General features: G+C 65.0%; 34 protein-coding genes. 18 read left to right on the top strand and 16 right to left on the bottom strand.

Going from position 1 to position 25,489, the window contains the following annotated elements; genetic code table 11:
• Positions 1–29 precede the first annotated feature (29 nt).
• A complete protein-coding gene (locus E2L06_RS14015) occupies positions 30–491 on the top strand; it encodes a universal stress protein (protein WP_138782236.1) in 462 nt (153 codons plus the stop codon).
• A 23-nt stretch (positions 492–514) separates the two neighbouring features.
• Here the strand turns inward: E2L06_RS14015 and E2L06_RS14020 are convergent, their stop codons facing one another.
• The 8 genes from E2L06_RS14020 to E2L06_RS14055 form a co-directional block, all read right to left on the bottom strand.
• Positions 515–925 carry a hypothetical protein gene (locus E2L06_RS14020; RefSeq protein ID WP_138782237.1) on the bottom strand — a complete coding sequence of 137 codons (411 nt, stop codon included), beginning with the start codon at positions 923–925 and terminating at the stop codon, positions 515–517.
• A gap of 69 nt (positions 926–994) precedes the next feature.
• Entirely contained in the window at positions 995–1,462 is a 468-nt protein-coding gene (locus E2L06_RS14025; protein ID WP_138782238.1) for a phosphopantetheine adenylyltransferase, read from the bottom strand.
• 78 nt (positions 1,463–1,540) lie between these two features.
• Positions 1,541–2,095, bottom strand: coding sequence for a cysteine hydrolase family protein (locus E2L06_RS14030; RefSeq protein WP_138782239.1), 555 nt, complete (start codon positions 2,093–2,095; stop codon positions 1,541–1,543).
• Positions 2,092–2,889: a YqcI/YcgG family protein gene (locus E2L06_RS14035; protein WP_138782240.1), complete on the bottom strand. Its 798-nt coding sequence runs from the start codon at positions 2,887–2,889 to the stop codon at positions 2,092–2,094. The genes E2L06_RS14030 and E2L06_RS14035 overlap by 4 nt, the downstream gene beginning before the upstream one ends.
• A gap of 154 nt (positions 2,890–3,043) precedes the next feature.
• A complete protein-coding gene (locus tag E2L06_RS14040; RefSeq protein ID WP_138782241.1) occupies positions 3,044–3,529 on the bottom strand; it encodes an MOSC domain-containing protein in 486 nt (161 codons plus the stop codon).
• A 54-nt stretch (positions 3,530–3,583) separates the two neighbouring features.
• Positions 3,584–4,276, bottom strand: coding sequence for a YqjF family protein (locus E2L06_RS14045; protein ID WP_138782242.1), 693 nt, complete (start codon positions 4,274–4,276; stop codon positions 3,584–3,586).
• A 107-nt stretch (positions 4,277–4,383) separates the two neighbouring features.
• A complete protein-coding gene (locus E2L06_RS14050) occupies positions 4,384–4,788 on the bottom strand; it encodes a hypothetical protein (protein ID WP_138782243.1) in 405 nt (134 codons plus the stop codon).
• A 206-nt stretch (positions 4,789–4,994) separates the two neighbouring features.
• A complete protein-coding gene (locus E2L06_RS14055) occupies positions 4,995–5,735 on the bottom strand; it encodes an SDR family oxidoreductase (RefSeq protein ID WP_138782244.1) in 741 nt (246 codons plus the stop codon).
• Positions 5,736–5,862: 127 nt separating this feature from the next.
• On the opposite strand from E2L06_RS14055, the gene E2L06_RS14060 reads away from it, so the two are divergent.
• Together E2L06_RS14060 and E2L06_RS14065 are read left to right on the top strand one after the other, a co-directional pair.
• Positions 5,863–6,330: a universal stress protein gene (locus E2L06_RS14060; protein ID WP_138782245.1), complete on the top strand. Its 468-nt coding sequence runs from the start codon at positions 5,863–5,865 to the stop codon at positions 6,328–6,330.
• Positions 6,331–6,458: 128 nt separating this feature from the next.
• Positions 6,459–6,923 (top strand): universal stress protein, encoded by a 465-nt coding sequence (locus E2L06_RS14065; RefSeq protein WP_138782246.1) that lies wholly within the window; start codon positions 6,459–6,461, stop codon positions 6,921–6,923.
• A gap of 99 nt (positions 6,924–7,022) precedes the next feature.
• Here the strand turns inward: E2L06_RS14065 and E2L06_RS14070 are convergent, their stop codons facing one another.
• Positions 7,023–7,454 (bottom strand): hypothetical protein, encoded by a 432-nt coding sequence (locus tag E2L06_RS14070; RefSeq protein ID WP_138782247.1) that lies wholly within the window; start codon positions 7,452–7,454, stop codon positions 7,023–7,025.
• Positions 7,455–7,607: 153 nt separating this feature from the next.
• Here E2L06_RS14070 and E2L06_RS14075 point away from each other — a divergent pair, with 153 nt between their 5' ends.
• The 13 genes from E2L06_RS14075 (at position 7,608) to E2L06_RS14130 (ending at position 19,575) form a co-directional block, all read left to right on the top strand.
• The gene (locus tag E2L06_RS14075; RefSeq protein WP_138782248.1) at positions 7,608–8,585 is read left to right on the top strand and encodes an ROK family protein; all 978 of its coding nucleotides are present in this window, start codon (positions 7,608–7,610) and stop codon (positions 8,583–8,585) included.
• A gap of 86 nt (positions 8,586–8,671) precedes the next feature.
• Complete coding sequence (locus tag E2L06_RS14080; RefSeq protein WP_138782249.1) at positions 8,672–10,111, top strand: LVIVD repeat-containing protein; 1,440 nt, start codon at positions 8,672–8,674, stop codon at positions 10,109–10,111.
• Positions 10,112–10,171: 60 nt separating this feature from the next.
• Positions 10,172–10,537, top strand: a complete 366-nt coding sequence (locus E2L06_RS14085) for a NifU family protein (RefSeq protein ID WP_138782250.1) — start codon at positions 10,172–10,174, stop codon at positions 10,535–10,537.
• A gap of 434 nt (positions 10,538–10,971) precedes the next feature.
• The gene (locus E2L06_RS21975) at positions 10,972–11,121 is read left to right on the top strand and encodes a hypothetical protein (RefSeq protein WP_171052376.1); all 150 of its coding nucleotides are present in this window, start codon (positions 10,972–10,974) and stop codon (positions 11,119–11,121) included.
• Positions 11,122–11,129: 8 nt separating this feature from the next.
• Complete coding sequence (locus E2L06_RS14090) at positions 11,130–12,122, top strand: sulfite exporter TauE/SafE family protein (RefSeq protein WP_138782563.1); 993 nt, start codon at positions 11,130–11,132, stop codon at positions 12,120–12,122.
• Positions 12,123–12,337: 215 nt separating this feature from the next.
• Positions 12,338–12,910, top strand: coding sequence for an amino acid-binding protein (locus E2L06_RS14095; protein WP_138782251.1), 573 nt, complete (start codon positions 12,338–12,340; stop codon positions 12,908–12,910).
• On the top strand, positions 12,907–13,854 hold the full coding sequence (locus tag E2L06_RS14100) for a homoserine dehydrogenase (protein WP_138782252.1): 948 nt from the start codon (positions 12,907–12,909) through the stop codon (positions 13,852–13,854). Before E2L06_RS14095 ends, E2L06_RS14100 begins: the two co-directional genes overlap by 4 nt.
• A gap of 353 nt (positions 13,855–14,207) precedes the next feature.
• Positions 14,208–15,470 carry a translation elongation factor EF-1 subunit alpha gene (gene tuf, locus E2L06_RS14105; protein WP_138782253.1) on the top strand — a complete coding sequence of 421 codons (1,263 nt, stop codon included), beginning with the start codon at positions 14,208–14,210 and terminating at the stop codon, positions 15,468–15,470.
• A complete protein-coding gene (gene rpsJ / locus E2L06_RS14110) occupies positions 15,471–15,779 on the top strand; it encodes a 30S ribosomal protein S10 (protein ID WP_004215311.1) in 309 nt (102 codons plus the stop codon).
• Positions 15,780–15,979: 200 nt separating this feature from the next.
• Entirely contained in the window at positions 15,980–17,083 is a 1,104-nt protein-coding gene (locus tag E2L06_RS14115) for a putative sulfate/molybdate transporter (RefSeq protein ID WP_138782254.1), read from the top strand.
• Positions 17,084–17,230: 147 nt separating this feature from the next.
• Positions 17,231–17,704 (top strand): hypothetical protein, encoded by a 474-nt coding sequence (locus tag E2L06_RS14120; protein WP_138782255.1) that lies wholly within the window; start codon positions 17,231–17,233, stop codon positions 17,702–17,704.
• 88 nt (positions 17,705–17,792) lie between these two features.
• Positions 17,793–18,923, top strand: coding sequence for a guanosine monophosphate reductase (locus E2L06_RS14125; protein WP_138782256.1), 1,131 nt, complete (start codon positions 17,793–17,795; stop codon positions 18,921–18,923).
• Positions 18,924–19,122: 199 nt separating this feature from the next.
• Positions 19,123–19,575, top strand: coding sequence for a universal stress protein (locus E2L06_RS14130; RefSeq protein ID WP_138782257.1), 453 nt, complete (start codon positions 19,123–19,125; stop codon positions 19,573–19,575).
• 7 nt (positions 19,576–19,582) lie between these two features.
• Here E2L06_RS14130 and E2L06_RS14135 read toward each other — a convergent pair whose 3' ends face one another.
• Both E2L06_RS14135 and E2L06_RS14140 read right to left on the bottom strand, forming a co-directional pair.
• Positions 19,583–20,464 (bottom strand): universal stress protein, encoded by an 882-nt coding sequence (locus E2L06_RS14135; protein ID WP_138782258.1) that lies wholly within the window; start codon positions 20,462–20,464, stop codon positions 19,583–19,585.
• Positions 20,465–20,529: 65 nt separating this feature from the next.
• Entirely contained in the window at positions 20,530–21,234 is a 705-nt protein-coding gene (locus E2L06_RS14140) for a DUF2270 domain-containing protein (RefSeq protein WP_138782259.1), read from the bottom strand.
• 140 nt (positions 21,235–21,374) lie between these two features.
• Here E2L06_RS14140 and E2L06_RS14145 point away from each other — a divergent pair, with 140 nt between their 5' ends.
• On the top strand, positions 21,375–21,863 hold the full coding sequence (locus E2L06_RS14145; RefSeq protein WP_138782260.1) for a DUF2267 domain-containing protein: 489 nt from the start codon (positions 21,375–21,377) through the stop codon (positions 21,861–21,863).
• Positions 21,864–21,909: 46 nt separating this feature from the next.
• Here the strand turns inward: E2L06_RS14145 and E2L06_RS14150 are convergent, their stop codons facing one another.
• A complete protein-coding gene (locus E2L06_RS14150) occupies positions 21,910–22,548 on the bottom strand; it encodes a heme-binding protein (protein WP_138782261.1) in 639 nt (212 codons plus the stop codon).
• A gap of 132 nt (positions 22,549–22,680) precedes the next feature.
• On the opposite strand from E2L06_RS14150, the gene E2L06_RS14155 reads away from it, so the two are divergent.
• Positions 22,681–23,181, top strand: a complete 501-nt coding sequence (locus E2L06_RS14155) for a universal stress protein (RefSeq protein ID WP_138782262.1) — start codon at positions 22,681–22,683, stop codon at positions 23,179–23,181.
• Positions 23,182–23,237: 56 nt separating this feature from the next.
• On the opposite strand, the gene E2L06_RS14160 is transcribed toward E2L06_RS14155, so the two are convergent.
• The 4 genes from E2L06_RS14160 to E2L06_RS14175 form a co-directional block, all read right to left on the bottom strand.
• Entirely contained in the window at positions 23,238–23,657 is a 420-nt protein-coding gene (locus E2L06_RS14160) for a universal stress protein (RefSeq protein WP_138782263.1), read from the bottom strand.
• 76 nt (positions 23,658–23,733) lie between these two features.
• Positions 23,734–24,147, bottom strand: coding sequence for a universal stress protein (locus E2L06_RS14165; RefSeq protein ID WP_138782264.1), 414 nt, complete (start codon positions 24,145–24,147; stop codon positions 23,734–23,736).
• A 63-nt stretch (positions 24,148–24,210) separates the two neighbouring features.
• A complete protein-coding gene (locus E2L06_RS14170) occupies positions 24,211–24,762 on the bottom strand; it encodes an XTP/dITP diphosphatase (RefSeq protein ID WP_138782265.1) in 552 nt (183 codons plus the stop codon).
• Between the two features lie 53 nt (positions 24,763–24,815).
• Positions 24,816–25,466 carry a helix-turn-helix domain-containing protein gene (locus E2L06_RS14175; protein WP_138782266.1) on the bottom strand — a complete coding sequence of 217 codons (651 nt, stop codon included), beginning with the start codon at positions 25,464–25,466 and terminating at the stop codon, positions 24,816–24,818.
• Positions 25,467–25,489 lie beyond the last annotated feature (23 nt).

Below are 25,489 nucleotides of genomic sequence, written 5' to 3' on the forward strand. Positions count from 1 at the left end.
TTTTACGCGTCTCGCCATAGGGTCAGGCAGTGTTCGACACGATCCTCATTCCGACCGACGGCAGCGACCACGCCGAGGCCGCCGCCGAGACCGGCATCGAGCTCGCGACCGTCCACGACGCGACGGTCCACGTCGCCTGCGTCGCCGACACCGGCCCGCTCGGCGACCTCCGACTCCCCGGTGACGCGGCGAGCGCCGAAGACGCGATGCGCGGGCGGGCCGAAGAGCACGTCGACGCGACCGTCGACCGCGCCGAGGCAGCCGGCCTCGAGGTCACCGGCACGGTCCTCGAGGGCCCGCCGGAGGACGAACTGCTCGAGTACGCCCGGGAGATCGACGCCGACGTGATCGTCATGGGAACGCGCGGCCGCGGCGGCGTCCACCGGCTGGCGATGGGCAGCGTCACCGATCACGTCGTTCGGTTCGGCGAGATTCCGGTGCTGGTGGCGAACTCTGGATCGGGAGCGCACCCCGACGAGGACACGTCGTAAGCGACTCCGGAGTCCGACCGGCCCTACCGGGCGATCTCGTTGATCGCTTCCGTTCGGCGGCCGATCGACCAGCCGATCAGCGCGAGGCCGACGTAGATGCCGAGCGCGGGCAGCGCGTAGATCCCGACGATCCCCTCGAGCGGGACGCCGACCGCGTCGAACACCAGCAAGAACAGCAGCGAGACGAGCAGGACCGCGATGCCGAGGTCCGCAGCGCGCATATTGGGAAACTCCTGTCCGGCGGGCGCAGCGATCACCCGCCCGAGCGCGTAGAACACGAGCGTGTACGTCGCCCAGCCAGCGCCGAGCGTCAGCACGGTCAACAGCACGTCGTCGGGCAGATAGCGCGGCACGAACGACAGGTGGAGGACACCCGTCACGAGCACCGCACTGCCCAGCAACACGATCAACAGCGGTCTTCGATCCTCACCCATTATATAAAACGACAGTCTCCCGATCCATTACTATTGTGTCATAGGCGAGGCAGTGATCACGGCGAGGTGCTACTCGAGCAGCCGACCGTGTTCGTCGATCTCCCCCTTTACGATCCGCGTCGACGAGATCCGCTCGCCGTCGTCGGCATAGACGTAGGGCGCGACGATCCCTGACAGCGGCTCGAGACCGCGCTCTCGCCGCCGATCGTTGATGGCCTCGAGTTCGGGAGCCGTCTCGGGGGAGACCGCCAGCGCGTCGATCGCGGGGTCGGTGGCCGCGATTCCGGCTTCGGTCTCGAGTTTCCTGATTTCGACGTCACGATTCCACTCGTCGATATCGGCGATCGCGTCCATCACGGCACTCGCTCGCTCGTCGAACGGCGGAATCGGCCGCGGCTCGTGGCGCGTCTCGGTCGCGAGCGCATCGCTTGTCAGCGCGACGACGACGCCGTCCGCGCCGAATCGAAGCGCGTGTTCGAACAGGGACCGATGCCCATCGTGGAGTGGCCCGAACGTACCGGCGACGACGACTCGCATACGAGGCCATGCCACGAGTAGACCCATAAGAACACTGCGACCGCGAACCGATGGAAACGACGGATCAGGGCCGAGAGATCAAGAATCGAGGAGTTCTGCGGTCGTCGCGATCTCAGCGAACTCGCCTGCGAGGTGGGCGAGCGCAGTTCGATGGACCGTCTCCGCGTCGAAGGTTTCGCCATCGAGCGAGCGCTCGAATGTCGCGGTCGCGTCGCGGACGACGATCGGGTCGAAGCCGAGGTTTTCGGCCATCCGGGTACTCGTCGAGACGCAGTGATCCGTCGTGAGCCCGGCGATGACAACCGTCTCGAGACCCCGGTCGCGAAGCCAGTCTTCGAGATCGGTCCCGATGAACGCGCTATTGACCGATTTTTCCATCGTCGGCTCACCCTCGCTGGGAGCCATCTCGGGTTTGAACGCGAAACCGGGTTCGTCTCCTCGAAGCGGCGAGTCCGGTTCCGTCGAGTCGTGGCGGACGTGGACGATCGGCCGGTCAGTCTCACGCCAGTGCTCGAGGAGCCGCGCTGCGTTCACTTCTGCGTCGGGGTTGTTTCGCTCACCCCACGAGGGGTCGTCGAACCCCTGCTGGAAGTCGATCAGGACGAGAGCAACGTTCTTGAGCGCGTCGCTCATGGCAGCTTCGCGCCGGGTTTCGGATGCGTTCGAGTGACCGTGATCGGGCACGTCGACGGCGCTTGTTCGTCGTCTTCCGAGAGCATGTACTGTGGCCACTCGCGGTCGCCCTCGACGCCCCAGTCGCCGAGATCGGCGTGGGGACAGACACCATCGTAGCCCTCGAGTCGATCCTGAATGACCTCGCGAGCGTGCTGGCCGGCCTCGGTGTCTGCCGTCACGTCGAGGTTCTCGAACAGCGCGCGCGGTTGGAACGTGATCTCGAGGCCGATCGGACAGTAGCGGCTCTTTCGGTTCTCGTAGAACGGAGCCCGACAGGTCGGGAACATGGGCTCGCCGCCGAGACAGAACTCCCAGTAGGGGTCGTCGGGATCAGTTGGGATGTCCTCGGGCCACGGCTCGGGATCGTGGAGGTGCAGCGTCTGGAGGATGTGCCACAGCGTCTCGTGATACTCCGCCTCCGAGAGCGGTTCTTCGGGCGGCTTGAAGAAGGTGACCAGCGAGGCCCGTTCCGAGTGGTCCTGATAGACCTCGAGGTACTCGAGGATCCGATCACGCAGGCCCAAGAGCGCATCCGCGTCACTCATCGAGGGGACCGCAGTGTAGATCGGCTCGCCGTTCTGGACGGATTCAGCGCCGAAAAAGCACGGAAACGGCGTCTCGTTTCGCTCACCGAGCAGTCCGTCGCGAAACGAGTGCCAGTGATCAGCGACCCACTCTGGTGTCTCCCCGTCACGAACGCGCTGATCGAGCGTTTCCTGGTCCATCAGCGACTGGATGCCCGGTTCGTTCATCGTGTCTCTTTCTTCGGCCTCACGAAAATGTAGTTTCTGCTTCTGCCAGTCGGAATGGCGACGAATACTGCAGGTTCATGTTTCCTGTTGCTCGGAACACGAAGTGTTTTCCCCAATCGAGATGGAAAGTGAGTGACGGATACCTCATCGAATATCAGTCGCGGGCAGTAGGCTGAGCGATACGTTCGATACCATCACCAGCTGTCACAACACCGTCGTCGAGGATCCGTGCCCGAAGCCCGCCTCGATGAACCAGCGCCTTGCGGATCCCCTCTTTTTCGAGGTGGCGTTCGAGGTACGAACACGGCTCGCAGAGTTCGATCCCTTCGCAGACGACCTCGCCGACCCGAAACCGCTCGCCGACCAGATGGTTCAGGGCGATGCCGTCGGTCGTGAGGTTGCGGCGGTGGAAGCCGGACTCGAGTGAGATGTCGTAGTCCCGCTCGACCGCCGCGAGCGCTTCGGACTCGATGAGCGTGAGATCGCTGCCCTCCCGATCGGCGAACGTTCCCTCGGTGGCGTAGTAGCGATCGCCCTCGAGCCCTCGCCGTGCGACTGCAGTCACTTGCTCGACGCGTTCCATCGGTGCGCCCTGTTCCGGCGCGATGTGGATCGCCCGGATCGTTCCCGTCGCTGTCATGGGTTGAACGAGGGCCGCGACCGAGGAATATCGATCGCTCTCCTGTCGCCCGGTTCACTCCCAGCGACGATTTCGCGACGACGTGATGTCGACGCCACGACTGTAGTAACAGACCGGCGATCCGGCGGGCCGGTCGAATCCGTTGGCCTCGAACAGCGTGTTCGTCTCAATCGTCACCGTTGCCGGCCGCAGCGTCCACGGCTCGTGATCGATGTCGGCGTAGCGAAGGGTGCCGTCTCGAGCCGTCGTGTAGTATCGGTAGTGTTCGGTGAGAAACGCTGCCAGCGAGCCGGGTTCGGGGACGAACGGGTCGCCGACCGGCTCGTAGGTCCCCGTAAACGTCGCCGGCGAGGCGCCCGGATGGAGCCGCTCGCTCGTAAACGCGATGCCCCGGTCGGTCCCGGTGATCTCGATGTCGGCGTAGTAGTATGGCAGTTGGTGAAAGAGACGTGCCCCGACGACGCCGAGGATACCCTCTGCGTCGAGGCTGAAGAAGTAGACGCCAGGCTCGCCGTCCCGACTGACGTACGTCCGGAGGTTGAGTTCGGGGAGATCGACGCCCATCGCTGCGGGAAGCCCGCGCGGACGAACGTCGACGTTCAGATACGGCACGACAGAGAGCCACGCCCGGCCGTCGTAGGTCTCGACGGTAAGATCATCCGGAATTTGAGCCGCAACGGCGGCAGGATCGACCGGCCAGTTAGCAAAGAGCAGGTGTCGCCACCCCATCGCGATCGGGAGACTCATACTGAAGTTCGGTGGCCGCTGGGACGAAAAGCTGTGGCCAAACGTCGTCAAACGGCCGTCCCCGCGTGGACGATCGGACGCTGTCAGCCGTCGATCGCTCGACCGTCTTAGGCTGTGTCAGTGGCGTCCGCTGAATCGGTCTCGTCGCCCGTCCTGATCCGACGCCAGCCGCCAGCACCGAGCAACACGACGACGAGGATGTATCCGTAGAGAAGGAGATGCACTGGACTATCCGGCGACATACTGAGACTAATAAGCGCCATCCCGACCACGTACGCCACGAGACCACCGATAGCGAGGTTCGACGGTCGAATGCCACTGAGCGCCGTCGCTGCGATTCCGACAGCCCCGGCCAGAACCGTCAACAGGACGAGCACGAGTGATTCGGTCTGTGCGGCCTCCGGAAGTACCGTCCACCACTGCCAGAACGTCTCATCAGGTGGCCAGAGAACGATGCCGGCGGCGAACACCACGATCGCACCGATACCGATTTCGCGCAGCCGACTGCTCATACGGCCAACAATTCACCGATGGCACAAAAGCGTCGGGACGCGTCCGGACCCCGTCACACATACTCGGGCACCCAGCCACCGTCGACTTCGGTGTTCTCCACCCACCTTTTTACTTCGTCGGGGACTCTCGCTGCGCTCGAGCCTCACTCCTCGCAAAAATCTGGACCAAAAACGTCCCGCGGCACACAGCGCCGCGGTTCGATCGCTTACACAGTCTCAGGCAACCAGCCACCATCGACTTCGATATTCTCGCCGCTGACGTACTCACTGTCCGGATCGAGGAAGAAATACAGCGGCGCGATCAGGTCCTCGAAACTTGCGGGCCGATCGCGTGGCAACTCGTCGGGGAACTCGTCGGAGTTCTCGACGACGTACGGCGAGATGGCGTTGACCGTGATCCCGTCGTTCTGGGTGTCCGCCGCGAGCATGCGCGTAAACATCAACACGCCCTTCTTCGCGACGAAGTAGGGGAAGTTCTTCGGGCTGACGAGCCCCTGCTCGCTCGAGGCGTAGCCGATGTTCACGATTCGGCCGGCCCCGTTCTCGCGCATCCGGGGGAGGACCCGCTTCGAGCAGAGATAGGTTCCAGTAAGGTTCGTCTCGAGGACGCGGGTCCACTCCTCGAACGCGAGGTCGTCCCAGCGGGCAGGCGCGAAGTCGCCGACGTTGTTGACCAGCACGTCGACGTCGCCGAGGTCGGCCTCGATGGCTGCGAAGAGGCCGTCGACACTGTCGGGATCAGTGACGTCGGCCTGTACCGTCATCGCTGCAGTCGCACCGCGTTCGCGGGCCTGGTCAGCCACCTCGTGGGCCGCGTCGGCGCTGGTGTGATAGTGGACCGCCGTCGCCGCGCCGCAGTCGGCCGTCGCCAGCAGCAGTTCGCGTCCGACGCCTCTCGCACTGCCCGTCACGAGTACCGTCTGTCCGTCGAGATCGGGTCCGTCCATGCGTCGATACTCGACGACGGCGTGGAAAACGGTGACGGCGTGGCACTGCGGGCCGCGGTTCCATCGACATCGATCCCCGTCGCCACCCTGCCGCGGCTTTACGGTGCTGTGGGTCGATTCACTACCCATGCTAGATACGGTGTTACTCGCGGTCGGTCCCGGTGACGAAGACCGCAGCGGGCAACTGGCCGAGACGGTCCTCGAGGTCGCGAAACCAGCCGACGCCACCGTCGTCCTCGCACACGTCTTTACCAGCACCGAGTACGACGAGGTCCTCGAGCGCCTCGAGTTCGATCGCACTGTCGACGAGATCGACCCCGACGCGGTCGCAGCGCGGCACTCGACGATCCACGAGTTGCAGGCCATCTTCGACGAGCACGGCGTCGACTACGAGATCCGTGGGGCCGTCGGGGACCACGGGCAGTCGATCGTCGACCTTACGGCGAGTGCCGATGCCGATCGGGTCGTCGTCGGCGGGCGACGGCGATCACCGACCGGGAAGGCCGTCTTCGGCTCGACGGCACAGGAGGTGCTCCTGTCGGCACCCTGCCCTGTTACCTTCGTCCGCAGTGACGCCTCCGTTCCCACACAATAGCTATCAGACTAGTGTCAGGGTGGCAACGACATACCCCCACCACTGCCACCGCTAAAACGGTCACGGTTGGTTCTGGAAACATACATCGACGAGAATACTTATGCAGGTGGCCCAACCACTGTGCGGACATGGCAATCGATACGGTACTCCTTGCAGTTGGACCGATGGACACAGTGCGCGCGCCGGAACTCGCCGAGACCGTGCTCGAGATCGCCGAGCCACTCGGCGCGAAAGTCGTGATCGGACACGCCTTCACGGAAGACGAGTATGAAGACATCCACGAGGATATCGGCTTCGACGCTCGTGCCGACGATGTCGACCCTGACGAGGTCGCCGCCGAACGCGCGCCGGTCCCCGAACTCGCCGAACGCTTCGAGGACGCCGGCGTCGACTACGAGATCAAAGGCGCACTCGGCGAAGTCAGTTCCAAAGTCGTCGACATGGCGGTCGACGTCGACGCCGACCGAATGGTCGTCGGTGGCCGCCGGCGCTCCCCGGCTGAAAAAGCCGTGCTCGGCTCCGTCTCCCAGGAGATCATCCTCTCGGCTCCCTGTCCGGTCACCTACTTCCGCGACCTCGACGTCATGGAGTAGCGACCTGTCGCGACCGACGAATTGATCCCGCGTTTTCGCCCTCTCTCGTCATACCACCACGGTCCAGCGCCGGCTGCTTTGGCTCCTGTCAGTTGTTCGTCATCGCTCTTTGGCCCGCCGTTTCCACTCCCGTTCCTGCTTGCGCTCGCGGACGTGGCGCTTTCCATCGGCCAGCTCCCGTCGGACCTGGCGCTCGAGCGCCCGCGTTTCGGCCAGCAGGCTCTCCTGGAAGTGCTCGAGGATCTCGTAGGACCAGCGGTCCTCGTCGACGACGCCGTGGGGGAGGAGGTCGTCTCGAATTACGTCGGCGAGATCGTCGTGGCCGGCTGCTCTGAGCCGCTCTTCGGCTCGATAGAGGTGGTCCATCCCGTGGCCCGTCGCGTGGTGGAACTCGAGCAGACAGCCTTGAGCGCGCTGGGTCCACTCGAGTCCCAGCTCGACCTCGTGGAGGGCCTCGAGTTCCGTCTCGGAGAGCGGGGTTGCCGGGTCTGACCCGACGTCCGTATCGGCGCGTGAGTCGTCGGTAGCCATACGACTAGATATGGCATGGTATAGCATACATATGTCGCCGCGACAGCCGCCGGACCAGTCGTGTGTTGTCGGCTCCGAACGTATCGAAATCGATACTCGTCGCCGAGTACAATCTGGGTAGTTAAGTACGATCGCGGTCGTCTCTAGGGTAGCATGGTCTACTATGCGGGCGTCGATCTCGGCGCGACCAACGTCCGGGCCGTCGTCGCCGAGCCGGACGGGACGACGATCGGTGTGGATCGCCGATCGACGCCGCGCGGGCCGACGGGTATCGACGTGACCGAGGGAGTCTTGCGAACGCTTCGCGGTGCCTGTGGCGATGCCGGGATCGAACCTACCCGGATCACCGCCGCTGGGATCGGCTCGATCGGGCCGTTCGATCTCGCCGAGGGCGCGGTGATCGATCCGGCGAACCTCCCCGACTCGATCGACCGCATCCCGCTGACCGGCCCGATCTCGAAGCTGATCGACAGCGACGACGTCTACCTCCACAACGACACGACTGCAGGCGTCATCGGCGAGCGGTTTCACGCCGCCAGCAACCCCGACGACATGGTCTATATTACCATCTCCTCGGGGATCGGTGCCGGCGTCTGCTCCGACGGCCGCATCGTCAGCGGCTGGGACGGCAACGCCGGCGAGGTCGGCCACTACGTCGTCGACCCCCGCGGCCGGCTGACCTGTGGCTGCGGTCACGACGGCCACTGGGAGGCCTACTGTTCGGGCAACGCCATCCCCAACTTCGCCCGGCTGCTCGCCGACGACGACCCGACGATTGCGACCGACCTCCCGCTCGAGGGGCCGGAGTTCACGGCGAAGGACGTCTTCGATCTCGCCGGCGAGGACGAACTGGCTGACTACGTCATCGACCAGCTCGCCCACTGGAACGCGATCGGCGTCACGAACGTGATCCACGCGTTCGCGCCGATCGTCGTTTCCTTCGGTGGCGCGGTCGCGTTGCACAACGAGGACCTGGTCGTCGATCCCATCCGCGAGCGCGTCTCGGAGATGGTGATGACGAACGTGCCGGAGATTCACGTCACCGAGCTCGGCGACGACGTCGTCGTCGAAGGTGCGCTCGCCAGCGCGCTGACCGAGGGGACTGGCGATCGGCGTCGGCTCCATAGCTAAGATCGATTCGTGCACTCGTCTGCCGCGCTATCCGGCGAGCCACGAGTGACTAGCTCTATATGTCGCACCGTGCAACTGCGTTACAGATGAGGCGGAGAGCGTTCCTCGATGCGAGTGGGACCGCCGGTCTCGCTCTCACCCTCTCGAGTGCAGTCATCCCATCGCGGGCAAGCACAACGGCAGCGCCACCCAACGGGGGGTACGAACCGCTCGGGCAGGTTCCCGTCACCGGCGCTGCAGAGGCCGTCGTCGGCGAGGGTGCAGTCGCGTACGTCGCCGCGACCACCGGGTTCGCGGTCGTCGACGTGAGCGACCCCGCCGAGCCGAGGGTCATCGCTGAGGAACGCGACATCGAGATCGACGGCGCACCCCTGACTCAGATCCTCGATCTGACCGTCGACGGCGACCGGCTGATCGTCGCCGGTCCAGCCGAATCCGCCGGTTCAAGCGACCTCTTTCTTGGCTTCCGACGATACGACATAAGCGCCCCCGAAAAGCCCATCGCGACCGATGCCTTCGAAACCGGGTTCCATATTCACAACTGCTTTCTCGAGGGCGACCGGCTGTTCGTCGTCAAAAACATGCGCAGTGAAAACCGGCTCGTGATTTTCGATGTCGGCGGCGAGGAGATCACACAAATCGGGGACTGGTCGCTGCTGGACTACGAGCCCGGCTGGCGCGACATCCACTGGCTCGGGCGCTATCTTCACGACGTCTACGTTCGAGACGGGACGGCCTACCTCCCCTGCTGGAACGCCGGGACCTGCATACTCGACGTCAGCGATCCGACCGCCCCGACGGTCGTTTCCCACGTCGCGGACACGACACTCGAGGCCCAACGCGAGATCGACGACTTCCGGGACGGCGTCTACGGCTTGCCCGGCAACGATCACTACGTGGCGGTCGACGATAGCGGCGACCTCATGGCGGTCGGCCGGGAGGCCTGGACGACCAACGGCGCGGACCCCGACCAGCCTGGTGGAATCGACCTCTACGACGTCAGCGATCCGACCGAGCCGGTCCACCGAGGATCGATCGACGCCCCGCGGACGGCCGACGAATCCTATCGCGGCGGAATCTGGACGAGCTCGCACAACTTCGAACTGCACGACGGCCGACTCTATTCGTCGTGGTACCGTGCCGGCGTCCAACTCCACGACATCTCCGATCCCACCGATCCCGAACGGCTCGCCTGGTGGCGCAACCCGGCCGAAACGGGGTTCTGGACGGCACGCGTGGTCAGCCCCGGTGAGACGTTCATCGCCTCGAGCACCGAAGCGATACCCAATACGTCGCTCGAGGGTGCACTCTACACCTTCCCAGACGAAGCCGGCACGCAGGCTGACCCGCCGTCGCTGCAACCACCTGCCGAGTGGCTCGGGGACGACGATCCAAACGATCCGAGCGGGAACGAAACTGACGATGGCACCGATTCGAGCCCGGGTTTCACCGGCGTCGCTGGGCTCGTCAGTGGCGGCGTTGCACTCGAGTGGCTGCGCCGACGCCACGGAAACGTTCAGGATTAATTCGACTGATTTCGGCCGTGTGACCGAACTTATTCCCCATTCGAGCACGTAGGGAGACTCATGAGTAACTCCGAGACTGAGCCGTCGCTGCAAGAGCGTGTCGAGCAGTGGCTGACACGCGAGATGCCGATCATTCAGATGCATGGCGGCACCAGTGCAGTGCGCGCAGCCGATCCGGAGACCGGCGAGGTCATCATCGAACTCGGTGGTGGCTGCAAGGGCTGTTCGATCAGCGACGTCACGACGGGCAACATCGAGGCCGAACTGATCACGTGGCCCGAAATCGACGAGGTCACCGTTCGGGTGCCCGATGCACGCGATAGCCTCGGCGGCCCGGACCAGCCCGAGTCGATCATGGGGATCGACCGGACCGAAGGTGGTCGCGGCGACTGGGGCTCGTCGAACCCGGGCAAGGATCATCTGTAACCGCTGTTTTCGAGGCCTTTAGTCGGTACTTCTCGAGCGGGTAGCGGTCTCTCCGCAGCAACGACGGCCGGTCCAATACCCCTGATACGGTCTGCTGTAACGAGTTACCGATGCAACCGCAGGACGGTCGCGGTTGCACCGGAAACAACTGACAGTAGTTCGTATGAGCGCCCATCGAGAATGTCGACCGTGCGTGGCTTCGTTCGTTGCTGTTCGTGGGCTGCGCGCGAGCAAGCATCGTCATAGATAGCGGCAAATATCACCTGCCAGAGCGCGACCCTCAGTTCCGATAAGTTATGGCTATCCCATCCAACATGATCCAGAACCTATGCGTATTCTATCTTGCACGGCTCCCGCAAACCTATTAAACGAGGATTGGATGAGTCGTCGCTATCGATGCAACCGACAGCATGCAATCGCAGAGTGATCGACCAATGATCGGGCTTGAGTCGCTGGGCGCGACCGGACAGGCCATCACGGGCGTCGGTGCCGTCCTCGTGGAAGCGATGCTCCTGTACGTCGGGTACGGTGCACTTACGACGGCACTGAGCGATCCCGTCAAACGCGCTCTCGGAGGGAGCTAATCATGGCGATGGAACTGTTCGGAATCGCGGCGGGGCAACTCGGCTTGTTCATCAGCTTTGGCCTGCTCATCGGGACCCTGTTCGGGTTCTTCGGGATGGGTGGGTCGTTCCTCGTCACGCCCGCGCTACTGGTGATGGGGTACGACTCGACGACTGCGGTCGGGAGCGGACTCGCGTTCGTGTTCGGGACTTCGGTCATCGCGGCGCTTCGCCACCGCGACCACGGACAGGTCGACTACAAACTCGGCCTGATGTTCATCGTGGGGATGACCGCCGGCATCGAAGTCGGGAAGGGGGTCGTCTACTACCTGAAAGCACTCGGCTTCGCCGACCTCGTGGTGAGCATTTCGTATATCGGATTGCTGGCGATCGTCGGGCTGCTCATGTTGCGAGACGCCCGCACGGAGAGTTCGGACGACGACGGGTCCGCGCTCGCCGAGAAGTTCCAGTCGATCAAGATTCCGCCGATGGTCTCGATCAAAGGCGGAACCAAAGTGTCGCTGTGGGTGACGCTCGCGATGGCGTTTGCCATCGGCATCCTCTCGGGCTTCCTCGGCGTCGGCGGCGGCTTCCTGCTGATGCCCGCGATGATGTATGGACTTGGCGTCCCCGCTGCGGTCGCGGTCGGGACCGACGTGTTCCAGATCACCGCCTCGGGCGCGTTCGGCGCGTTCACCTACGCCCAGTCCGGTGCGCTCGACCTGACGATCGTCCTGCCCCTGCTCGCGGGGAGTGCGATGGGCGCTCGCATCGGTGCCGGCGCGACGGCGCTCGTCAACGAAGACGACATCACCGAGTACTTCGCCGCGATGTTGCTCGCAGGGTCGGCTGCGGTGGCCAGCCGGAACCTCGGGAATGCCTACGATATGGGTGTTTTCAACCAGCTCAGCAAGGTGCTCATCTTCGGGTCGGCCCTGCTGGTCAGCGGCGCAGTCATCTGGGCGAGCATCCAGAGCATTCGCGAGGACGAGCCTGCCGAATCGGTCCACGCCGCAGACTGAGACGGACTGCTGTCACGAGTTCCACGGTGGAATCGCAGTGCGGGTCGCGGTCTCACCGGCACTGACTGCCGGGAGTTCGTATGAGCGCGCCGTGGTAGATTCCATGTCCCTCGTTGACAGGCGGTGAGCGTTGGGAAGTCCTATATCCTTTTATGCGCCCGTTACGGACTCGTACACCATGATGAGTAACCGTCCGCAGGCAGGAGGTGACGACGATGGGTAACGTACCCGAGTCCGACGACGAGGACGATCCCGACGCCGAGACCGACGGCGGCGTCCGTGCCTACACTGTTCGGCTCGAGCTCGTCGACGAACCCGGCGAGTTACTCAGCGCGCTCGCACCGATCGCCGACAACGGCGGCAATCTGCTGAGCATCCATCACGAACGCGGCAACATCACGCCTCGCGGGCACATCCCCGTCGAGGTCGACATGGAGTGTCCACCCGACCGGTTCGACGGCATCGTCGAGGCGCTTCGTGACGCCGGCATCAACGTCATTCAGGCCGGCGAAGAACACTACGGTGAGGAAATCAGTGTCGTGCTAATCGGCCACTTAGTCGAGACCGACCTCTCGAATACGCTCTCGCGAATCGAAGATGAAGCTAACGCCATCGTGCAAGATCTCTCGCTGACGTCGCCCGAGGGGACCGACGGTGTCGCGAGCGCCCGCGCGCGACTCGCGATCAACTCCGGACGCTCCACGGAGGCACTGGAGACCATCCGTGCGATCGGGACGGACAAAGAGCTGACTGTCGTCGAACCACTGCTCGCAGGTGATGCCGCATGAAACTCGCAATTCTCGGTGCCGGTGACGTCGGCCGCTCGGTCGCCGACCTCGCCGGCGAGTACGGCCACGACGTCGTCGCACTCGCGGACTCCAGTAGCGCCGCAGTCGATCCGGACGGCATCGCCGTCGAGGACGCCCTCGAGCGCAAAGTCGGCGGTCAGGCCGTCGGCTCCGCCGATCCCGAAGACGTCTTCGACACCGACTACGACGTGCTGGTCGAGGCGACCCCGACGACGCTCGGCGACGCCGAACCCGGCTTCTCCCACGTCCAGCGCGCGCTCGAGGCCGACCGCCACGCCGTCCTCGCGAACAAGGGGCCGGTGGCCGAACGCTACGAGGAACTGCGCGCGCTCGAGGCCGAGAGTGCGGGCTCGATCCGCTTCGAGGCGACAGTCGGCGGCGCGATTCCGATCCTCTCGACGATCGAAGACAGTACGCCGGAAGCCGTCACCGCGGTCCGTGGCGTCTTGAACGGGACCGCGAACTTCATTCTCACGCGGATGGCCGCCGAAGGGCTCGACTACGAACACGTCCTCGCGGAAGCCCAGGACCTGGGCGTCGCCGAGGCCGACCCGACCTTCGACGTCGACGGCACCGACGCCGCGCTGAAGTTCGTCATCCTCGCGAACGTGCTCTCCGATGGTGGCTTTGCGCTCGAGGACGCGACGGTCGAGGGCATTCAGAACATTCCGGGCAGTGCACTCGATCTCGCCGCCGAAGACGGACGTACGATCCGGCTTATCGGCGAGGCGACCCGCGACGGCGTCCGCGTCGGCCCGCGACTCGTTCCCGAAAACGGCGCGCTCGCGGTGACCGGCACGCGAAACATCGTCCAGATCGAGACGCGACACGCCGGCTCGCTCCACACGAGCGGCCGCGGGGCCGGTGGACCGGAGACCGCGACGGCGGTCCTCTCCGACGTCGGTCGACTCCCACCACTGTAACGCGATCACGACGTTCCCGTTCTGCTGTTGGATCCCTCGCTTCAGTACCGGTTGTGACTGTCGGAGAGACGAGTTGCACCGATCACCAGTGATCCTACTGTCGGACAGCAGTAAATACGAAGTCGGTCGCGGGTTCGCGACCGATCGTCGCGTCGTTCTGTCCAGCAGTATCCCAAGCCCTCGAGGTCGCCGTCGACCCGCTGCCGTCGGCCGGGATCGAACCTTCTGTGGCGTGTGAATGCTAGCCAAACCGCAAGACTGCGTCGGGATGGACTGAATACGCTTTCGAAATGGTTTTAACCGCAACGAGCGAAAGAGACCGATATAAGCGCCTCTGCGCGTGAGCTACAACAATGAGCGACCAACACCAGAACCTGGCCATCATCGGTCACGTTGACCACGGGAAGAGTACGCTCGTGGGACGACTCCTCTACGAGACGGGGAGCGTACCAGAGCACGTCATCGAACAGCACCGCGAAGAAGCAGAAGAGAAAGGCAAGGGTGGCTTCGAGTTCGCCTACGTCATGGACAACCTCGCTGAGGAGCGAGAGCGTGGTGTCACCATCGACATCGCCCACCAGGAGTTCTCGACGGACGCCTACGACTTCACCATCGTCGACTGTCCTGGCCACCGAGACTTCGTGAAGAACATGATCACGGGCGCATCCCAGGCGGACAACGCCGTCCTCGTCGTCGCCGCTGACGACGGTGTCGCGCCCCAGACCCAGGAGCACGTCTTCCTGGCCCGTACCCTCGGGATCGACGAGCTCATCATCGGCATCAACAAGATGGACATCGTCGACTACAAGGAGTCGACGTACGACGAGGTCGTCGAAGAAGTCAACCAGCTGCTCAAGCAGGTCCAGTTCAACACGGACGACGCCTCGTTCATCCCGATCTCGGCGTTCGAGGGCGACAACATCGCCGAGGAGTCCGACAACACGCCGTGGTACGACGGCGAAATCCTCCTCGAGGCACTCAACGACCTGCCCGAGCCGGAGCCACCGACGGACGCGCCGCTCCGACTCCCGATTCAGGACGTTTACACGATCTCGGGTATCGGTACCGTCCCTGTCGGACGTATCGAGACCGGTATCCTGAACACCGGCGACAACGTCTCCTTCCAGCCATCGGACGTCGGTGGCGAAGTGAAGACGATCGAGATGCACCACGAAGAGGTGCCCAAGGCCGAGCCCGGTGACAACGTCGGATTCAACGTCCGCGGCATCGGCAAGGACGACATCCGCCGCGGTGACGTCTGTGGCCCCGCCGACGAGCCGCCAAGCGTCGCCGAGACGTTCCAGGCCCAGATCGTCGTCATGCAGCACCCCAGCGTGATCACCGCCGGTTACACGCCGGTCTTCCACGCCCACACCGCACAGGTCGCGTGTACGATCGAATCCATCGACAAGAAGATGGACCCCTCGAGCGGCGAGGTCGCCGAGGAGAACCCCGACTTCATCCAGGCGGGTGACGCTGCTGTGGTCACCATCCGACCGCAAAAGCCCCTCAGCATCGAGCCATCCAGCGAGATCCCCGAACTCGGGAGCTTCGCCATCCGCGACATGGGTCAGACCATCGCCGCTGGCAAGGTCCTGAGCGTCGACGAGAAATAAATGCAGCAGGCACGCGTTCGACTCGCGGGCACGAGTCCAGACGACCTCGACGACATCTGTGACGACGTCCGCGAGATCGCGAACAACACCGGCGTCAACCTGAGCGGCCCCATCCCGCTGCCGACGAAAACGCTCGAGGTGCCGACCCGGAAATCGCCTGACGGCGAAGGCACTGCGACGTGGGAGCACTGGGAGATGCGCGTCCACAAGCGCCTGATCGATCTGGACGCCGACGAACGCGCACTCCGACAGCTCATGCGCATTCAGGTGCCAAACGACGTCTCGATCGAGATCGTCCTCGAAGACTAGGACCGATCGCGACTCGAGTTCGAGTGCTTTCAGTTTTTAGACCCGTCCGATAGCGTCCGCTGCAGCGATACCGCTCGTCCCGCAAGCGGCCCCGCTGGTACGCACGCCGGTAACCGAATCCGACGACGCGAATCGGGTGAATGAAACAAATCGTGGTTACTGCCAAGAGTCAAGGCCGCTCCGACAGTATCACGGGATAGATGTCGTACTCCGTCGGATCACCGCTCGATACCGATCTCGAGTTCACCACGAGTGAACTCACGGGCGCGCTAGGTGATTCGGTTACGGTACTGCCGCTGTTGGTCGCGCTGGGAGCGACGACCAGCGTCTCCGTGCCCCACGTGCTGGTCGGCTTCGGCGTCTTCCAGATCGTCTGGGGAGTCTACTACGGCCTGCCGCTTTCCGTCGAGCCGATGAAGGCACTGATCGGGCTGGCGATCGTCGGGACGCTAACCTATGCCGAACTCGCCGCCGCCGGATTGCTCGCCGGTGGCGTCTTGCTCACGGTGGGACAGCTCGGACTCGTCGGCCGGCTGCAACGGGTCGTCGGCGAACCCGTCATCCGTGGCGTCCAACTCGCTGTCGCCCTGCTCTTGCTCGAGGCGGCCGTCGACCTCTCGTTTAGTAACCTGCCGATCGCGGCGGCCGGGCTGGCAGTCGTGGGCCTCCTCGCGCTCGTGGGCTACCGGGGAGCGAGCGTGCTGGTCGTCCTCGGACTCGGCGGCGTCGCCGCCGTCGCGACGGCCGGCGTTCCGACGCCTGCAGTACCGACGCTCGCCGTCTTTCCCGCCGGCCCGCCGTCGGTCAGCGCGGCCGCGCTCAAGGGGACCGTCGCGCAACTCGGTATGACGATCGGGAACGCCGCGATCGCGACGGCCCTGCTCTGTGGCGATCTCTACGACCGGGAGATTTCGGCGGATACGCTCTCGACGAGTATGGGCATTACCTGCCTTGCGGCGGTTCCGTTCGGCGGCGTCCCGATGTGTCACGGCAGCGGCGGGCTCGCCGGCAAGTACGCCTTCGGCGCGCGAACCGGCGGCGCGAACGTCCTGTTGGGGGTCGGCTATCTCGCGCTCGCGCTGGTCGCCGCCGGGGCCGTCCTCGCCGCGTTCCCGATGGCGATCCTTGGCGTGTTGCTCGTCGTCGTGGCCCTCGAGCTCGCCCGTGCAGCGCTCGAGCCTGTGGCCGATCGCCGGTCGTTCACGCTCGTCGCGGCGGTCGGCGTCGTCGGCCTGCTGGTGAACGTCGGCGTCGCGTTCGCCCTCGGAACCGTCACGTTCTGGGTGCTCTCGCGGCGGTCGTAAGCGATCAAAGCCGGAGAGCTTTCAGCCTCCGGCTCCAATCACCACCGATGTCATCGAGCTGGGCCGAGTTGTTCGACCGCGGGGCAGCGTACGACGGCGACCTTGAGGCCGTGCGATCAGGACTCGAGACGCGACGGGAGGACGAGGATGCCTGAGCAGCCGAACCCGGCCCGCGTCGTCGCGGACGCCGACGTGCTCGCGGCGGATCTGCTCGTCGGCGGCGACGCCCGCGAGGCGCTGGATCACGTTCGCCGCCATTCGTGGGTCGAGTTGGTCGCGAGCGACCCGCTGCTCGCCGAGACCGAACGGCTCGTCGCGCAACTGGCCGACGCCGACCTCGCCGCCGACCACCGGGAACGGCTCGAGGCCGAACGCGTCGCGGTCGATCAGCCCGAAGGCGATCACCCCGCGCTTGCGTCAGCCTATCAGGGCAACGCGGCGCATCTTCTCTCGTACGACGAGCGGCTTCGCTCGGCGAAAGCCGGCCTCACTCTCCAGCCCCGTGTCTCTGTCAGCATCCGGCCGCCGGACGCGTTCGCGCAACTCTTCGATCCCGAAAGTCTCTACGACGTCGTCGAAGGCGGCGCGTATCCGGGCCCCGATCGGGATCCGCGAGCGTAGTCGCAGTTCTGGACGGAAAGCGGCGGTCGCATGCCCTGAGAAACCGGCGAGACCCTTATGCGGAGGGGTCCCTAAGCAGGAGGGGGTCATGAACGATCTTCGCACCGGGTTGAGTTACGGTGACGTGCTTCTCGTCCCGAAGCGCTCGCCAGTCGAGAGTCGGCGCGACGTGGATCTCGCGACGTCGTTTACGCCGCGTATCGAACTCGAGACGCCGCTTGTCGCCGCCGCGATGGACACCGTCACGGAGGCCGAGCTGGCGATCGAACTCTCGCGCGCCGGCGGACTGGGCGTCCTCCACCGGTTTCTCACGCCGGACGAACAGGCCGGTCAGGTCGAGCAGGTGGTTGACGCTGGCGAACGAATCGCCGCAGCCGTCGGTATCAACGAGGACTACGTCGCACGGAGCGACGCTCTCGTCACGGCCGGCGTCGACGCGCTCGTCGTCGACGTCGCCCACGGACATCTCGAGAGCGCGCTCGAGGCCGTCGAACGGCTCCGGTCGGCGTTTCCGGAGACGGACCTCGTCGCCGGCAACGTCGCGACGCCCGCAGGTGTCGAAGACCTCGCGGCAGCAGGGGCCGACTGCGTCAAAGTCGGCATCGGGCCGGGCTCACACTGTACCACCCGGAAGGTCGCCGGCGCGGGCGTCCCACAGCTGACTGCCGTCGACGACTGTGCAGACGCAGCCGAGGATCTCGACGTCACGATCTGTGCCGACGGTGGCATCCGCACCTCCGGCGATGCGGTGAAGGCGCTGATGGCGGGAGCCGACACCGTCATGATCGGCAGTCTCCTCGCCGGCACCGAGGAATCACCCGGCGCAGTCGTCGAGGTCGACGGCACGCGATACAAGCGCTCACGGGGGATGGCGACGACCATCGCCGCCGAAAAGCGCGACGACAAAGACGTCGACGTGCGCGCCGACGAGGGCGTCGAAGCGCTGACGCCATACAAGGGGCCACTCGAGGACGTCGTCACGGAGTTCCGTGCCGGCATTCAGTCGGGGCTCTCCTACTGTGGCGGGGCGACGATCCCCGCGGCCCGCGAGAAGGCGGAGTTCATCCGTGTCGCCCCGAGCGCGAAAGCACGCGAGGGCTATCACGCGGATCACGACTGGGAGGGTGTCAGCGTCGACAGCACGGACCGCGCCGTCGACGGCGAGGCGACCGAGTCGGAGCAGTCTGCTGTTGCGGATGCGTCAGCCGAAGACGACTGATACGGTCTGCTGTCCCGGATGTCCCGGCGCACCCACAAGACGGGTCGCGGGCCCACCGGCACCCACTGATAGGAGTCCGTACGAGACGAAACTGGCGAGGCGAGAGCAGCGAGGACACATCGAGCGCGGTGGCGTCCCTCTTCGAGTCCACGGGTCGAAATCCTCAAGCGATTTGCCGCTGGCGGCCGACGGACCACGTATGACAACGACAGTCCTGGTCGCGTTCGACGAATCACCACAGGCGACCGCCGCATTACATCACGCGCTCTCGAACGCCGACGACGCGGAGATCCGCGTTCTCCACGTCAACGATCCACGGGAGTGGGCCGGCTCCGCCGGCGTCGATGGGGTCTTCTACGCGGACGACGCCTTCGAGCGATCGAAGGACGCTGCCGAAGCCGTCCTCGAGGAGGCCGAGGAGATCGCAAGCGAGTACGGCACCGAGATCACGACGGCGACAGAGGTCGGGATCGTCTCCGATACGATCGTCTCGTATGCGGAAGACCACGACATCGATCAGATCGTCCTCGGGAGCCACGGGCGGCGTGGCCTCTCGCGGTTCCTGCTCGGCAGCGTCGCCGAACGGGTCGTCCGGCGCGCACCCGGGACGGTGACAGTCGTTCGCGACGAGAACCCACCGGACGAGTCGTAATCGGCCGTCAGGATCGCGTCACGATCAGTACCGGCACGTCGACCGACCGGAGCACGGCCCCGGAGACGCTGCCGAGCAGTTGTCGACGGAGGTTCGACCGACCGTGCGATCCCATGACGACGAGGTCGATGCCGTGGGCCGCGATGTAGTCACGGATTTCGGCCGCGACGCCGTCGAGCGACGTTTTTTGGACGGCGGTCTCGACGTCGACATCGGCGACCGCGTCGATCTCGGTCGCGAGTTCGTCAACGGTCTCGCCCGCATCGTCCTCGAGGCGATCGACGAACGATCCCTCGAGGCCGCCCGCGCTGAACGCGCCGCCGGCGGACTGGAGGTCGATGACGCTCAGGGCGTGGACGCTCGAGCCGTACTGCCGTGCGACGGCACCAGCGTGGGGGGCAGCACGGGTGGCGTTTTCGCTCCCGTCGGTCGGCACGAGTAGTCGATCGTAGTCGAACGAGTCGCCAGTCGACCGGTCGCCGGTCGGAATGACGAGGACGGGCACGTCGCTCCGATGGAGGACCTCCTCAGTGACGCCACCCAGGAGCCGTTTTCCCAGGCCCGTGATCCCCTGTCGCCCAATAATGATCAGTCCCGCGTCATAATCGGCGGCGAGCCTGGCGATCCGTGCCGCGGGCGAGCCGTCGGTCACCGTCGTCGTCACCGACTGGTCGTGGTCGGCTGCAAGCCGCTCGATTTCAGCGACGATTTCCTCGCCGCGCTCCCGGAGTTGTGCCTGCTCGTCGCTCGTCCGGGTGCTCGAGCGCCGATCGATGACGTGGAGGACCTCGACAGCCGCGTCGAACCGCCGAGCGAGGTCGAGGCCGCGGCGTGCGGCCCGTGTGGCCTCGTTGCTGCCGTCGACGGGGATCAGGATGCGGTCGTACATTGGTTCGCCTTTCGGCGTACGACTCCTTCAGTATACTGTCAGTCGCCAGGCCGTGAGCACAGCACTCACCGATCCTGGCCGACCATCTCCGTGCGGAGTTCGTCCTCGCTTTGCCACGTTCGGTTCCGCATCGCAACGAACACCGCGAGCAGATAGAACGCGGCGACCACCGCAGTGACTGCCAGACCCGGAATGTCGCCGACGGCAGCGCTTTCGGGCCACGGCCGCATATCAAACGCCGCGATACGGACGACCCACGCGCTCAGCGTGATCGTGAACAACACCAGATAGATCCGACGAAGGCGGTGGGCGATCGCTTCCTCGAGGGAGATCTTGATGACCGGCTGTCTGTAATCCCGGCTCAACTTCTCGCGCCAGTCGGGGTCCTCGAGGCCAGCCGAGGGGTCGAGTCCGTACGCGAAGACGTTCTTCTGGAACGTCCGGACGCGCCCGCGCCAGATGTCGTAGCCGCGAAAGCGACGCGCCTCGATGAGCAGGAACGCGGTCAGCGCCGCGACCCCCAGCAGGAGGACGTAGTGGGGGTTGTTCCGGCTCGAGAAGGTCCACGTCAGGATGGCGCTCATGATGACGATCGCCCAGTAGGTCGTCTGATCGAGTCGCTCGCGCCAGAACTTCATCCGGTGGATCTCGCCCCGATAGAGGTGGGCCAGACTCGAGCTCGGTCCCATCTCCGCTTCCAGCAGGCCGCGTCCGATATCGCGGTGCTCGGCGTCGGTCGTATCGGCATCGTCTTTCGACTCACTGTCCATCGTGGGCGACCGTACTCGAGCGATGGCGAAAGAGACCGGGGATTTCGTCGCGTGCGGATCGACGGGCCGGTGTCGCCGAATCAGGTCACTGGGTATGAACAGGGGTTTATGATCGTGATCGTAGTCCGACGCGAACGAAGATGAACTTCGACGAGTTTACCGGCCAGATCCAGCACCGACTCGAGCTTCCAGGCACTGGCGAGACCGTGCGGGCGATTCGCGCGACGCTCATGACGCTCGGACAGCGGATCCCAGCCGGCGCAGCCGAGGACCTCGCGGGGTCGCTCCCGATGGAGATCCGCTGGTACCTGACCGGTGCCGTCAGCGATCACGGCCAGCGCTTCGACTGGAGCGAATTCGTCTCGCGAGTCAGCGAGATCGAAGAGACCGATCCGTCGACTGCAGCCTACCACGCCCGCGTGATCGTCGATCTCGTCGAGACGCAGGTGGCGCCGTCCGACTTCGAGCAACTCCGGAATCAGCTCCCCGAAGCACAGGACGACGAAAACTGGGGCAAGCTGTTCGAGGTGGTCGACGCCGGCGGCTGGGGCGAGGCCGAGGAAGCCCAGACCGGTGGCGGGCCACAGCCGGACGCGGAGGAACCCGGAGCAGAAGAGTCGGACGATTGAGCCGAACGCGGTCGTCAGGTCGGCTTCGTCGCTGCACGGCCGGGCATCAGTCGGGACGGGACCAGTCGCCGGACTCCTCGATCCGGACTGCCACTTCGTTGGTCCGCATGAACGGCGGCGTCCACGGGTCGTTGTACTGGAGGAGTTCTGGCCGGCCACGCGTCTCGGCCCCTCGTTGTGAGAGGGCATCGAGCAGGCGCTTTCGCTGGCGGTCGACGCGACCGGCCGTCGCGTACCACGAGAAGCGCAACACGGCGACTGTGCGTTCGGATTCGACCACGAGTCGAACGTCGGAATTGGTCGGTATCGGAGCGGTCTCGGGTGTGTACGTCTCCGGAAGGTAGAACGCCATCGTCACGTCGCCGTCATCCGTGTCGGTTCGGACGGGGGCCGTCATCGAGATCGACTCACGCTGGGTCGTCACCGGTGCGGTCATCGCGATGTCTTCGCGCTGGGTGTTCGCACCCGAAATGTAGCGAAAGAGCCGCCGGAACGCCGTTCGATTGTCCGGTGCCGTCGTTTCGACGAGCACCGATCGCGGATACCGCCGGATTTCGACGCCGTCGAATCGTTCCAGGGTCTCTGCGGGAACGCGTTCGGTCGTCCGACTGACGTAGACACCCCAGCCGATCCACGCGGCGAGTAGGCCGCCGAGAGCAAGCAAGAGCCGCCGTATCGATCGCATGAACTGGCGAACACCACGATCCGTACCCCGATAGTAGTGGTGCCTGTTTTCAGGCCGTGCTCGAAGACGTCCGGTCTCGAGCGGGAGTCGTGGGCCCACAACGTTACTATCGTCCCCGCCAATGCTGTCGGTATGACATTCGTCGTCCCGTTCGACGGATCGGACCTGGCTGAAGCAGCGCTTGCACGGGCCGTCGAGTACGGCCGTGCGCTCGAGGAACCGGTCGCGGCCGTCAGCGTCGTCCCGGAACGAAAGGGCTACGCACGCGAAAAGGGCTGGATCGGTCCGGACGAGGCGTTCGATGTCGATGCCGTCATCGAAGCCCTTCGCGAGCAGGTCGAATCGATCGCACCCGACGCCACGTTCGAGTACGAACAGATTCGTGAGTTCCCACCCGAACAGCGACTGGCCGGCCGAATCGAACGGCTGGCACAGCAGTACGATCCGACGGTCGTCTTCCTCGGCAGCGAGAACGTCGGCCGCGTCGTGACGCCGCTGACGAGCGTCGGCGTCCACGTCGCCGCCGACGACACCTACGACGTCCACATCGTCCGGCAGACGTCGCCGCCACGACTCGCGGGCCTCGAGCCACATCCGGAGTTCTACCCCGACTCGGACTCAGAATCGGCGTAGCGTCGCTTGTAACTCGAGCGGTGGCTGTTCGCGCCTCGATGTGAAGCGGCGTCCGGTCAAGCAGTCAACACCGGTCGGTCGGCCGATCGGACGACGCGTTCGGCGACGCTTCCGATCTTGCCGCCGCGACTGTGGCTCTGGCCCTGGTAGCCGATGACGATGAGGTCGGCGTCGACGTTGTCGGCCCGCGTGAGGATCTCCTCCCAGGGACGGCCGTGGCAGAGACACGTCGAGACCTCGGCTCCGTAGTTGTCGGCGCGCTCGGCGAGGTCGTCGAGCAGCGACTGGCCGCGCTCCTCGAGGTCGTTGAGTACGATTTCGGCGCTGCTGAGTGCAGGTTCGCCGTAGCGGTAGGTCTCGACGCAGTAGAGGAGGTCGACGTTCGAATCGTATCGTTCGGCCAGCGCCAGTGCGTGCTCGACGGCGCGGTTCGCCGGGTCGCTGCCGTCGGTCGGAACGAGGATCGTATCGTACATCGTCGCAGTACGGTCCACGCGAAACCGGGGGAAATAGCTCACACGCCGTCGCGTGATACGTTTTCGGGCCTGAGTGTCAGGCCGTAATGACCGGCCGATCCCCGTACCGAACGACGCGTTCGGCGTTGCTCCCGATCGTTCCCCCGACGCCTCCGAGTCCGCGGTTGCCGAGGACGATCAGGTCGGCGTCGATCTCGTCCGCGTACGCGGTGATCTCCGACGAGGGGCGGCCGTCGACGACCTCGGTCGTGGCCTGCACACTGTCCGCATCGGCCCGCTCTTCGAGTTCTGCGAGGACCTCACGGCCCCGTTCCTCGAGTTCCTCGAGGACGTCTTCGGTCCCGAGCGTTCGCTTGCCATAGCGCTGGGTGTCCACGACGTAGAGTCCGTACAGATCGGCATCGAACGTGCGAGCGAGACTCACCGCGTGTTCGGTCGCCCGGTTCGCCGCATCGCTGCCGTCGGTCGGAACGAGGATCGTATCGTACATGTCGGCGCGTCTCGTTTCACCACCGACTGACGCTTATAGGTTTCAGGCCAGCGGTCGGGTCGATCACGCCTCGCGGTCGGCGTACCACTCCGCGAACGCCGCGAGCGCGCGCCCGCGGTGAGAGATCGCGTTCTTTTCCTCGGTGCTCATCTCGGCCATCGTCTGCCCGTTGTACTCGAAGATGGGATCGTAGCCGAACCCACCCTCGCCGCGGGGGGCGACGAGCGTGCCGGCGACCGAGCCCGAAAACGTCTCCGTCCCGTCGTCGTCAGCGTACGCGAGGACGGTTCGGAAGCGTGCACGGCGGTTTTCTTCGGTCTCGGCGAGTCGCCACAGCCGCTCGACGCCGACGGTGTCCTCGACGTACGCCGAGTACGGCCCTGGAAAGCCGCCCAGCGCATCGACGAATAGCCCGGCGTCGTCGACCAGCACCGGCTCGTCGCTTCCCAGGTGTTCGAACGCCTCACGGGCCCCGTGAGCCGCGATCTCGGACAGCGAGTCGCTTTGGACTTCGGTGTAGTCGTACTCGATCTGTTCGACGGGCTCGAGCCCCTCGAGATACTCGCGTGCCTCGCGGACTTTCCCCTCGTTGCCGGTGACAAATTGAATGGCCATATGCGAGCGACGGTGCGTCGGCGGCAAAGCGTCGTCGGTTGCGCTTGGCCCCTTCACAACTCGAGGGCGTCGATCACCGTCGCTTCCGCCTTCCGGAGATGTTCGGCGGCCGTCCCCGGCGCACACTCGAGTGCCGCGGCCACGTCTTCGACGCTCGCGGTACGAGGCACGTCGAAGTAGCCGAGGCTGCGAGCGACCCGTAGCGCTTCGCGCTGGCGGGAAGTCAGCGCGCCGACCGCGGCGTCGCACCCGTCGTACTCGCCGACGCGGTCGACGGTGGTCTCGATCCCGTCGGGAACGTCCGCGAGTGCCTGCCGAATGTCCGGTGGTTCGCCGACGACCGAAAAGCGAACCGTCCAGTCCGAGCGGTACTCCAGTGGCGGTAACGTGACGAGACTTCCCTGGGTAAACAACTCGAGCAGCCGTTTGTCGACCCCTTCGGGCACGTCGCGAACGTAGACGGTAAACGAGCGGTCGCCGGTTCGCGTGAGTTCGTACTCGGAGACGCGATCGCTGTCCGCGAGGGCGGCTTCGTAGACAGCCGGATCGCCGACAACGTGGAAGATGAAGGCATTCTCGTCGCCGCCGGCGAAGTTCCCGTGGACCATCCGATAGGCGTCGAAGGCGTCGCTGTCGGCGACGAACCGGTGCATCGGATGGATCGTCTCGGCGTCGTACCGGAGCGTGAGCCGAACGGTCTTCACGGCCGGATGGTCCGGCGTGCGTA

It is taken from the genome of Haloterrigena sp. H1, from assembly GCF_005938085.1.
GTDB lineage: Archaea > Halobacteriota > Halobacteria > Halobacteriales > Natrialbaceae > Natrinema.

Excerpts from the sequence above, each read along its gene's own strand:
- E2L06_RS14135 (WP_138782258.1), bottom strand. The coding sequence starts at position 20,464 with ATGTACGACCGCATCCTGATCCCCGTCGACGGCAGCAACGAGGCCACA.
- E2L06_RS14055 (WP_138782244.1), bottom strand. The coding sequence starts at position 5,735 with ATGGACGGACCCGATCTCGACGGACAGACGGTACTCGTGACGGGCAGT.
- E2L06_RS14125 (WP_138782256.1), top strand. The coding sequence starts at position 17,793 with ATGAACGATCTTCGCACCGGGTTGAGTTACGGTGACGTGCTTCTCGTC.
- E2L06_RS14150 (WP_138782261.1), bottom strand. The coding sequence starts at position 22,548 with ATGCGATCGATACGGCGGCTCTTGCTTGCTCTCGGCGGCCTACTCGCC.
- E2L06_RS14115 (WP_138782254.1), top strand. The coding sequence starts at position 15,980 with ATGTCGTACTCCGTCGGATCACCGCTCGATACCGATCTCGAGTTCACC.
- E2L06_RS14040 (WP_138782241.1), bottom strand. The coding sequence starts at position 3,529 with ATGACAGCGACGGGAACGATCCGGGCGATCCACATCGCGCCGGAACAG.
- E2L06_RS14025 (WP_138782238.1), bottom strand. The coding sequence starts at position 1,462 with ATGCGAGTCGTCGTCGCCGGTACGTTCGGGCCACTCCACGATGGGCAT.
- E2L06_RS14100 (WP_138782252.1), top strand. The coding sequence starts at position 12,907 with ATGAAACTCGCAATTCTCGGTGCCGGTGACGTCGGCCGCTCGGTCGCC.
- E2L06_RS14165 (WP_138782264.1), bottom strand. The coding sequence starts at position 24,147 with ATGTACGATACGATCCTCGTTCCGACCGACGGCAGCGATGCGGCGAAC.
- E2L06_RS14065 (WP_138782246.1), top strand. The coding sequence starts at position 6,459 with ATGGCAATCGATACGGTACTCCTTGCAGTTGGACCGATGGACACAGTG.
- E2L06_RS14085 (WP_138782250.1), top strand. The coding sequence starts at position 10,172 with ATGAGTAACTCCGAGACTGAGCCGTCGCTGCAAGAGCGTGTCGAGCAG.
- E2L06_RS14075 (WP_138782248.1), top strand. The coding sequence starts at position 7,608 with ATGGTCTACTATGCGGGCGTCGATCTCGGCGCGACCAACGTCCGGGCC.
- E2L06_RS14050 (WP_138782243.1), bottom strand. The coding sequence starts at position 4,788 with ATGAGCAGTCGGCTGCGCGAAATCGGTATCGGTGCGATCGTGGTGTTC.
- E2L06_RS14070 (WP_138782247.1), bottom strand. The coding sequence starts at position 7,454 with ATGGCTACCGACGACTCACGCGCCGATACGGACGTCGGGTCAGACCCG.
- E2L06_RS14045 (WP_138782242.1), bottom strand. The coding sequence starts at position 4,276 with ATGAGTCTCCCGATCGCGATGGGGTGGCGACACCTGCTCTTTGCTAAC.
- E2L06_RS14035 (WP_138782240.1), bottom strand. The coding sequence starts at position 2,889 with ATGAACGAACCGGGCATCCAGTCGCTGATGGACCAGGAAACGCTCGAT.
- E2L06_RS14120 (WP_138782255.1), top strand. The coding sequence starts at position 17,231 with ATGCCTGAGCAGCCGAACCCGGCCCGCGTCGTCGCGGACGCCGACGTG.
- E2L06_RS14170 (WP_138782265.1), bottom strand. The coding sequence starts at position 24,762 with ATGGCCATTCAATTTGTCACCGGCAACGAGGGGAAAGTCCGCGAGGCA.
- E2L06_RS14095 (WP_138782251.1), top strand. The coding sequence starts at position 12,338 with ATGGGTAACGTACCCGAGTCCGACGACGAGGACGATCCCGACGCCGAG.
- rpsJ (WP_004215311.1), top strand. The coding sequence starts at position 15,471 with ATGCAGCAGGCACGCGTTCGACTCGCGGGCACGAGTCCAGACGACCTC.
- E2L06_RS14060 (WP_138782245.1), top strand. The coding sequence starts at position 5,863 with ATGCTAGATACGGTGTTACTCGCGGTCGGTCCCGGTGACGAAGACCGC.
- E2L06_RS14080 (WP_138782249.1), top strand. The coding sequence starts at position 8,672 with ATGAGGCGGAGAGCGTTCCTCGATGCGAGTGGGACCGCCGGTCTCGCT.
- E2L06_RS14090 (WP_138782563.1), top strand. The coding sequence starts at position 11,130 with ATGGAACTGTTCGGAATCGCGGCGGGGCAACTCGGCTTGTTCATCAGC.
- E2L06_RS14160 (WP_138782263.1), bottom strand. The coding sequence starts at position 23,657 with ATGTACGATACGATCCTCGTTCCGACCGACGGCAGCGACCCGGCGAAC.
- E2L06_RS14020 (WP_138782237.1), bottom strand. The coding sequence starts at position 925 with ATGGGTGAGGATCGAAGACCGCTGTTGATCGTGTTGCTGGGCAGTGCG.
- E2L06_RS14130 (WP_138782257.1), top strand. The coding sequence starts at position 19,123 with ATGACAACGACAGTCCTGGTCGCGTTCGACGAATCACCACAGGCGACC.
- tuf (WP_138782253.1), top strand. The coding sequence starts at position 14,208 with ATGAGCGACCAACACCAGAACCTGGCCATCATCGGTCACGTTGACCAC.
- E2L06_RS14030 (WP_138782239.1), bottom strand. The coding sequence starts at position 2,095 with ATGAGCGACGCGCTCAAGAACGTTGCTCTCGTCCTGATCGACTTCCAG.
- E2L06_RS21975 (WP_171052376.1), top strand. The coding sequence starts at position 10,972 with ATGATCGGGCTTGAGTCGCTGGGCGCGACCGGACAGGCCATCACGGGC.
- E2L06_RS14145 (WP_138782260.1), top strand. The coding sequence starts at position 21,375 with ATGAACTTCGACGAGTTTACCGGCCAGATCCAGCACCGACTCGAGCTT.
- E2L06_RS14140 (WP_138782259.1), bottom strand. The coding sequence starts at position 21,234 with ATGGACAGTGAGTCGAAAGACGATGCCGATACGACCGACGCCGAGCAC.
- E2L06_RS14155 (WP_138782262.1), top strand. The coding sequence starts at position 22,681 with ATGACATTCGTCGTCCCGTTCGACGGATCGGACCTGGCTGAAGCAGCG.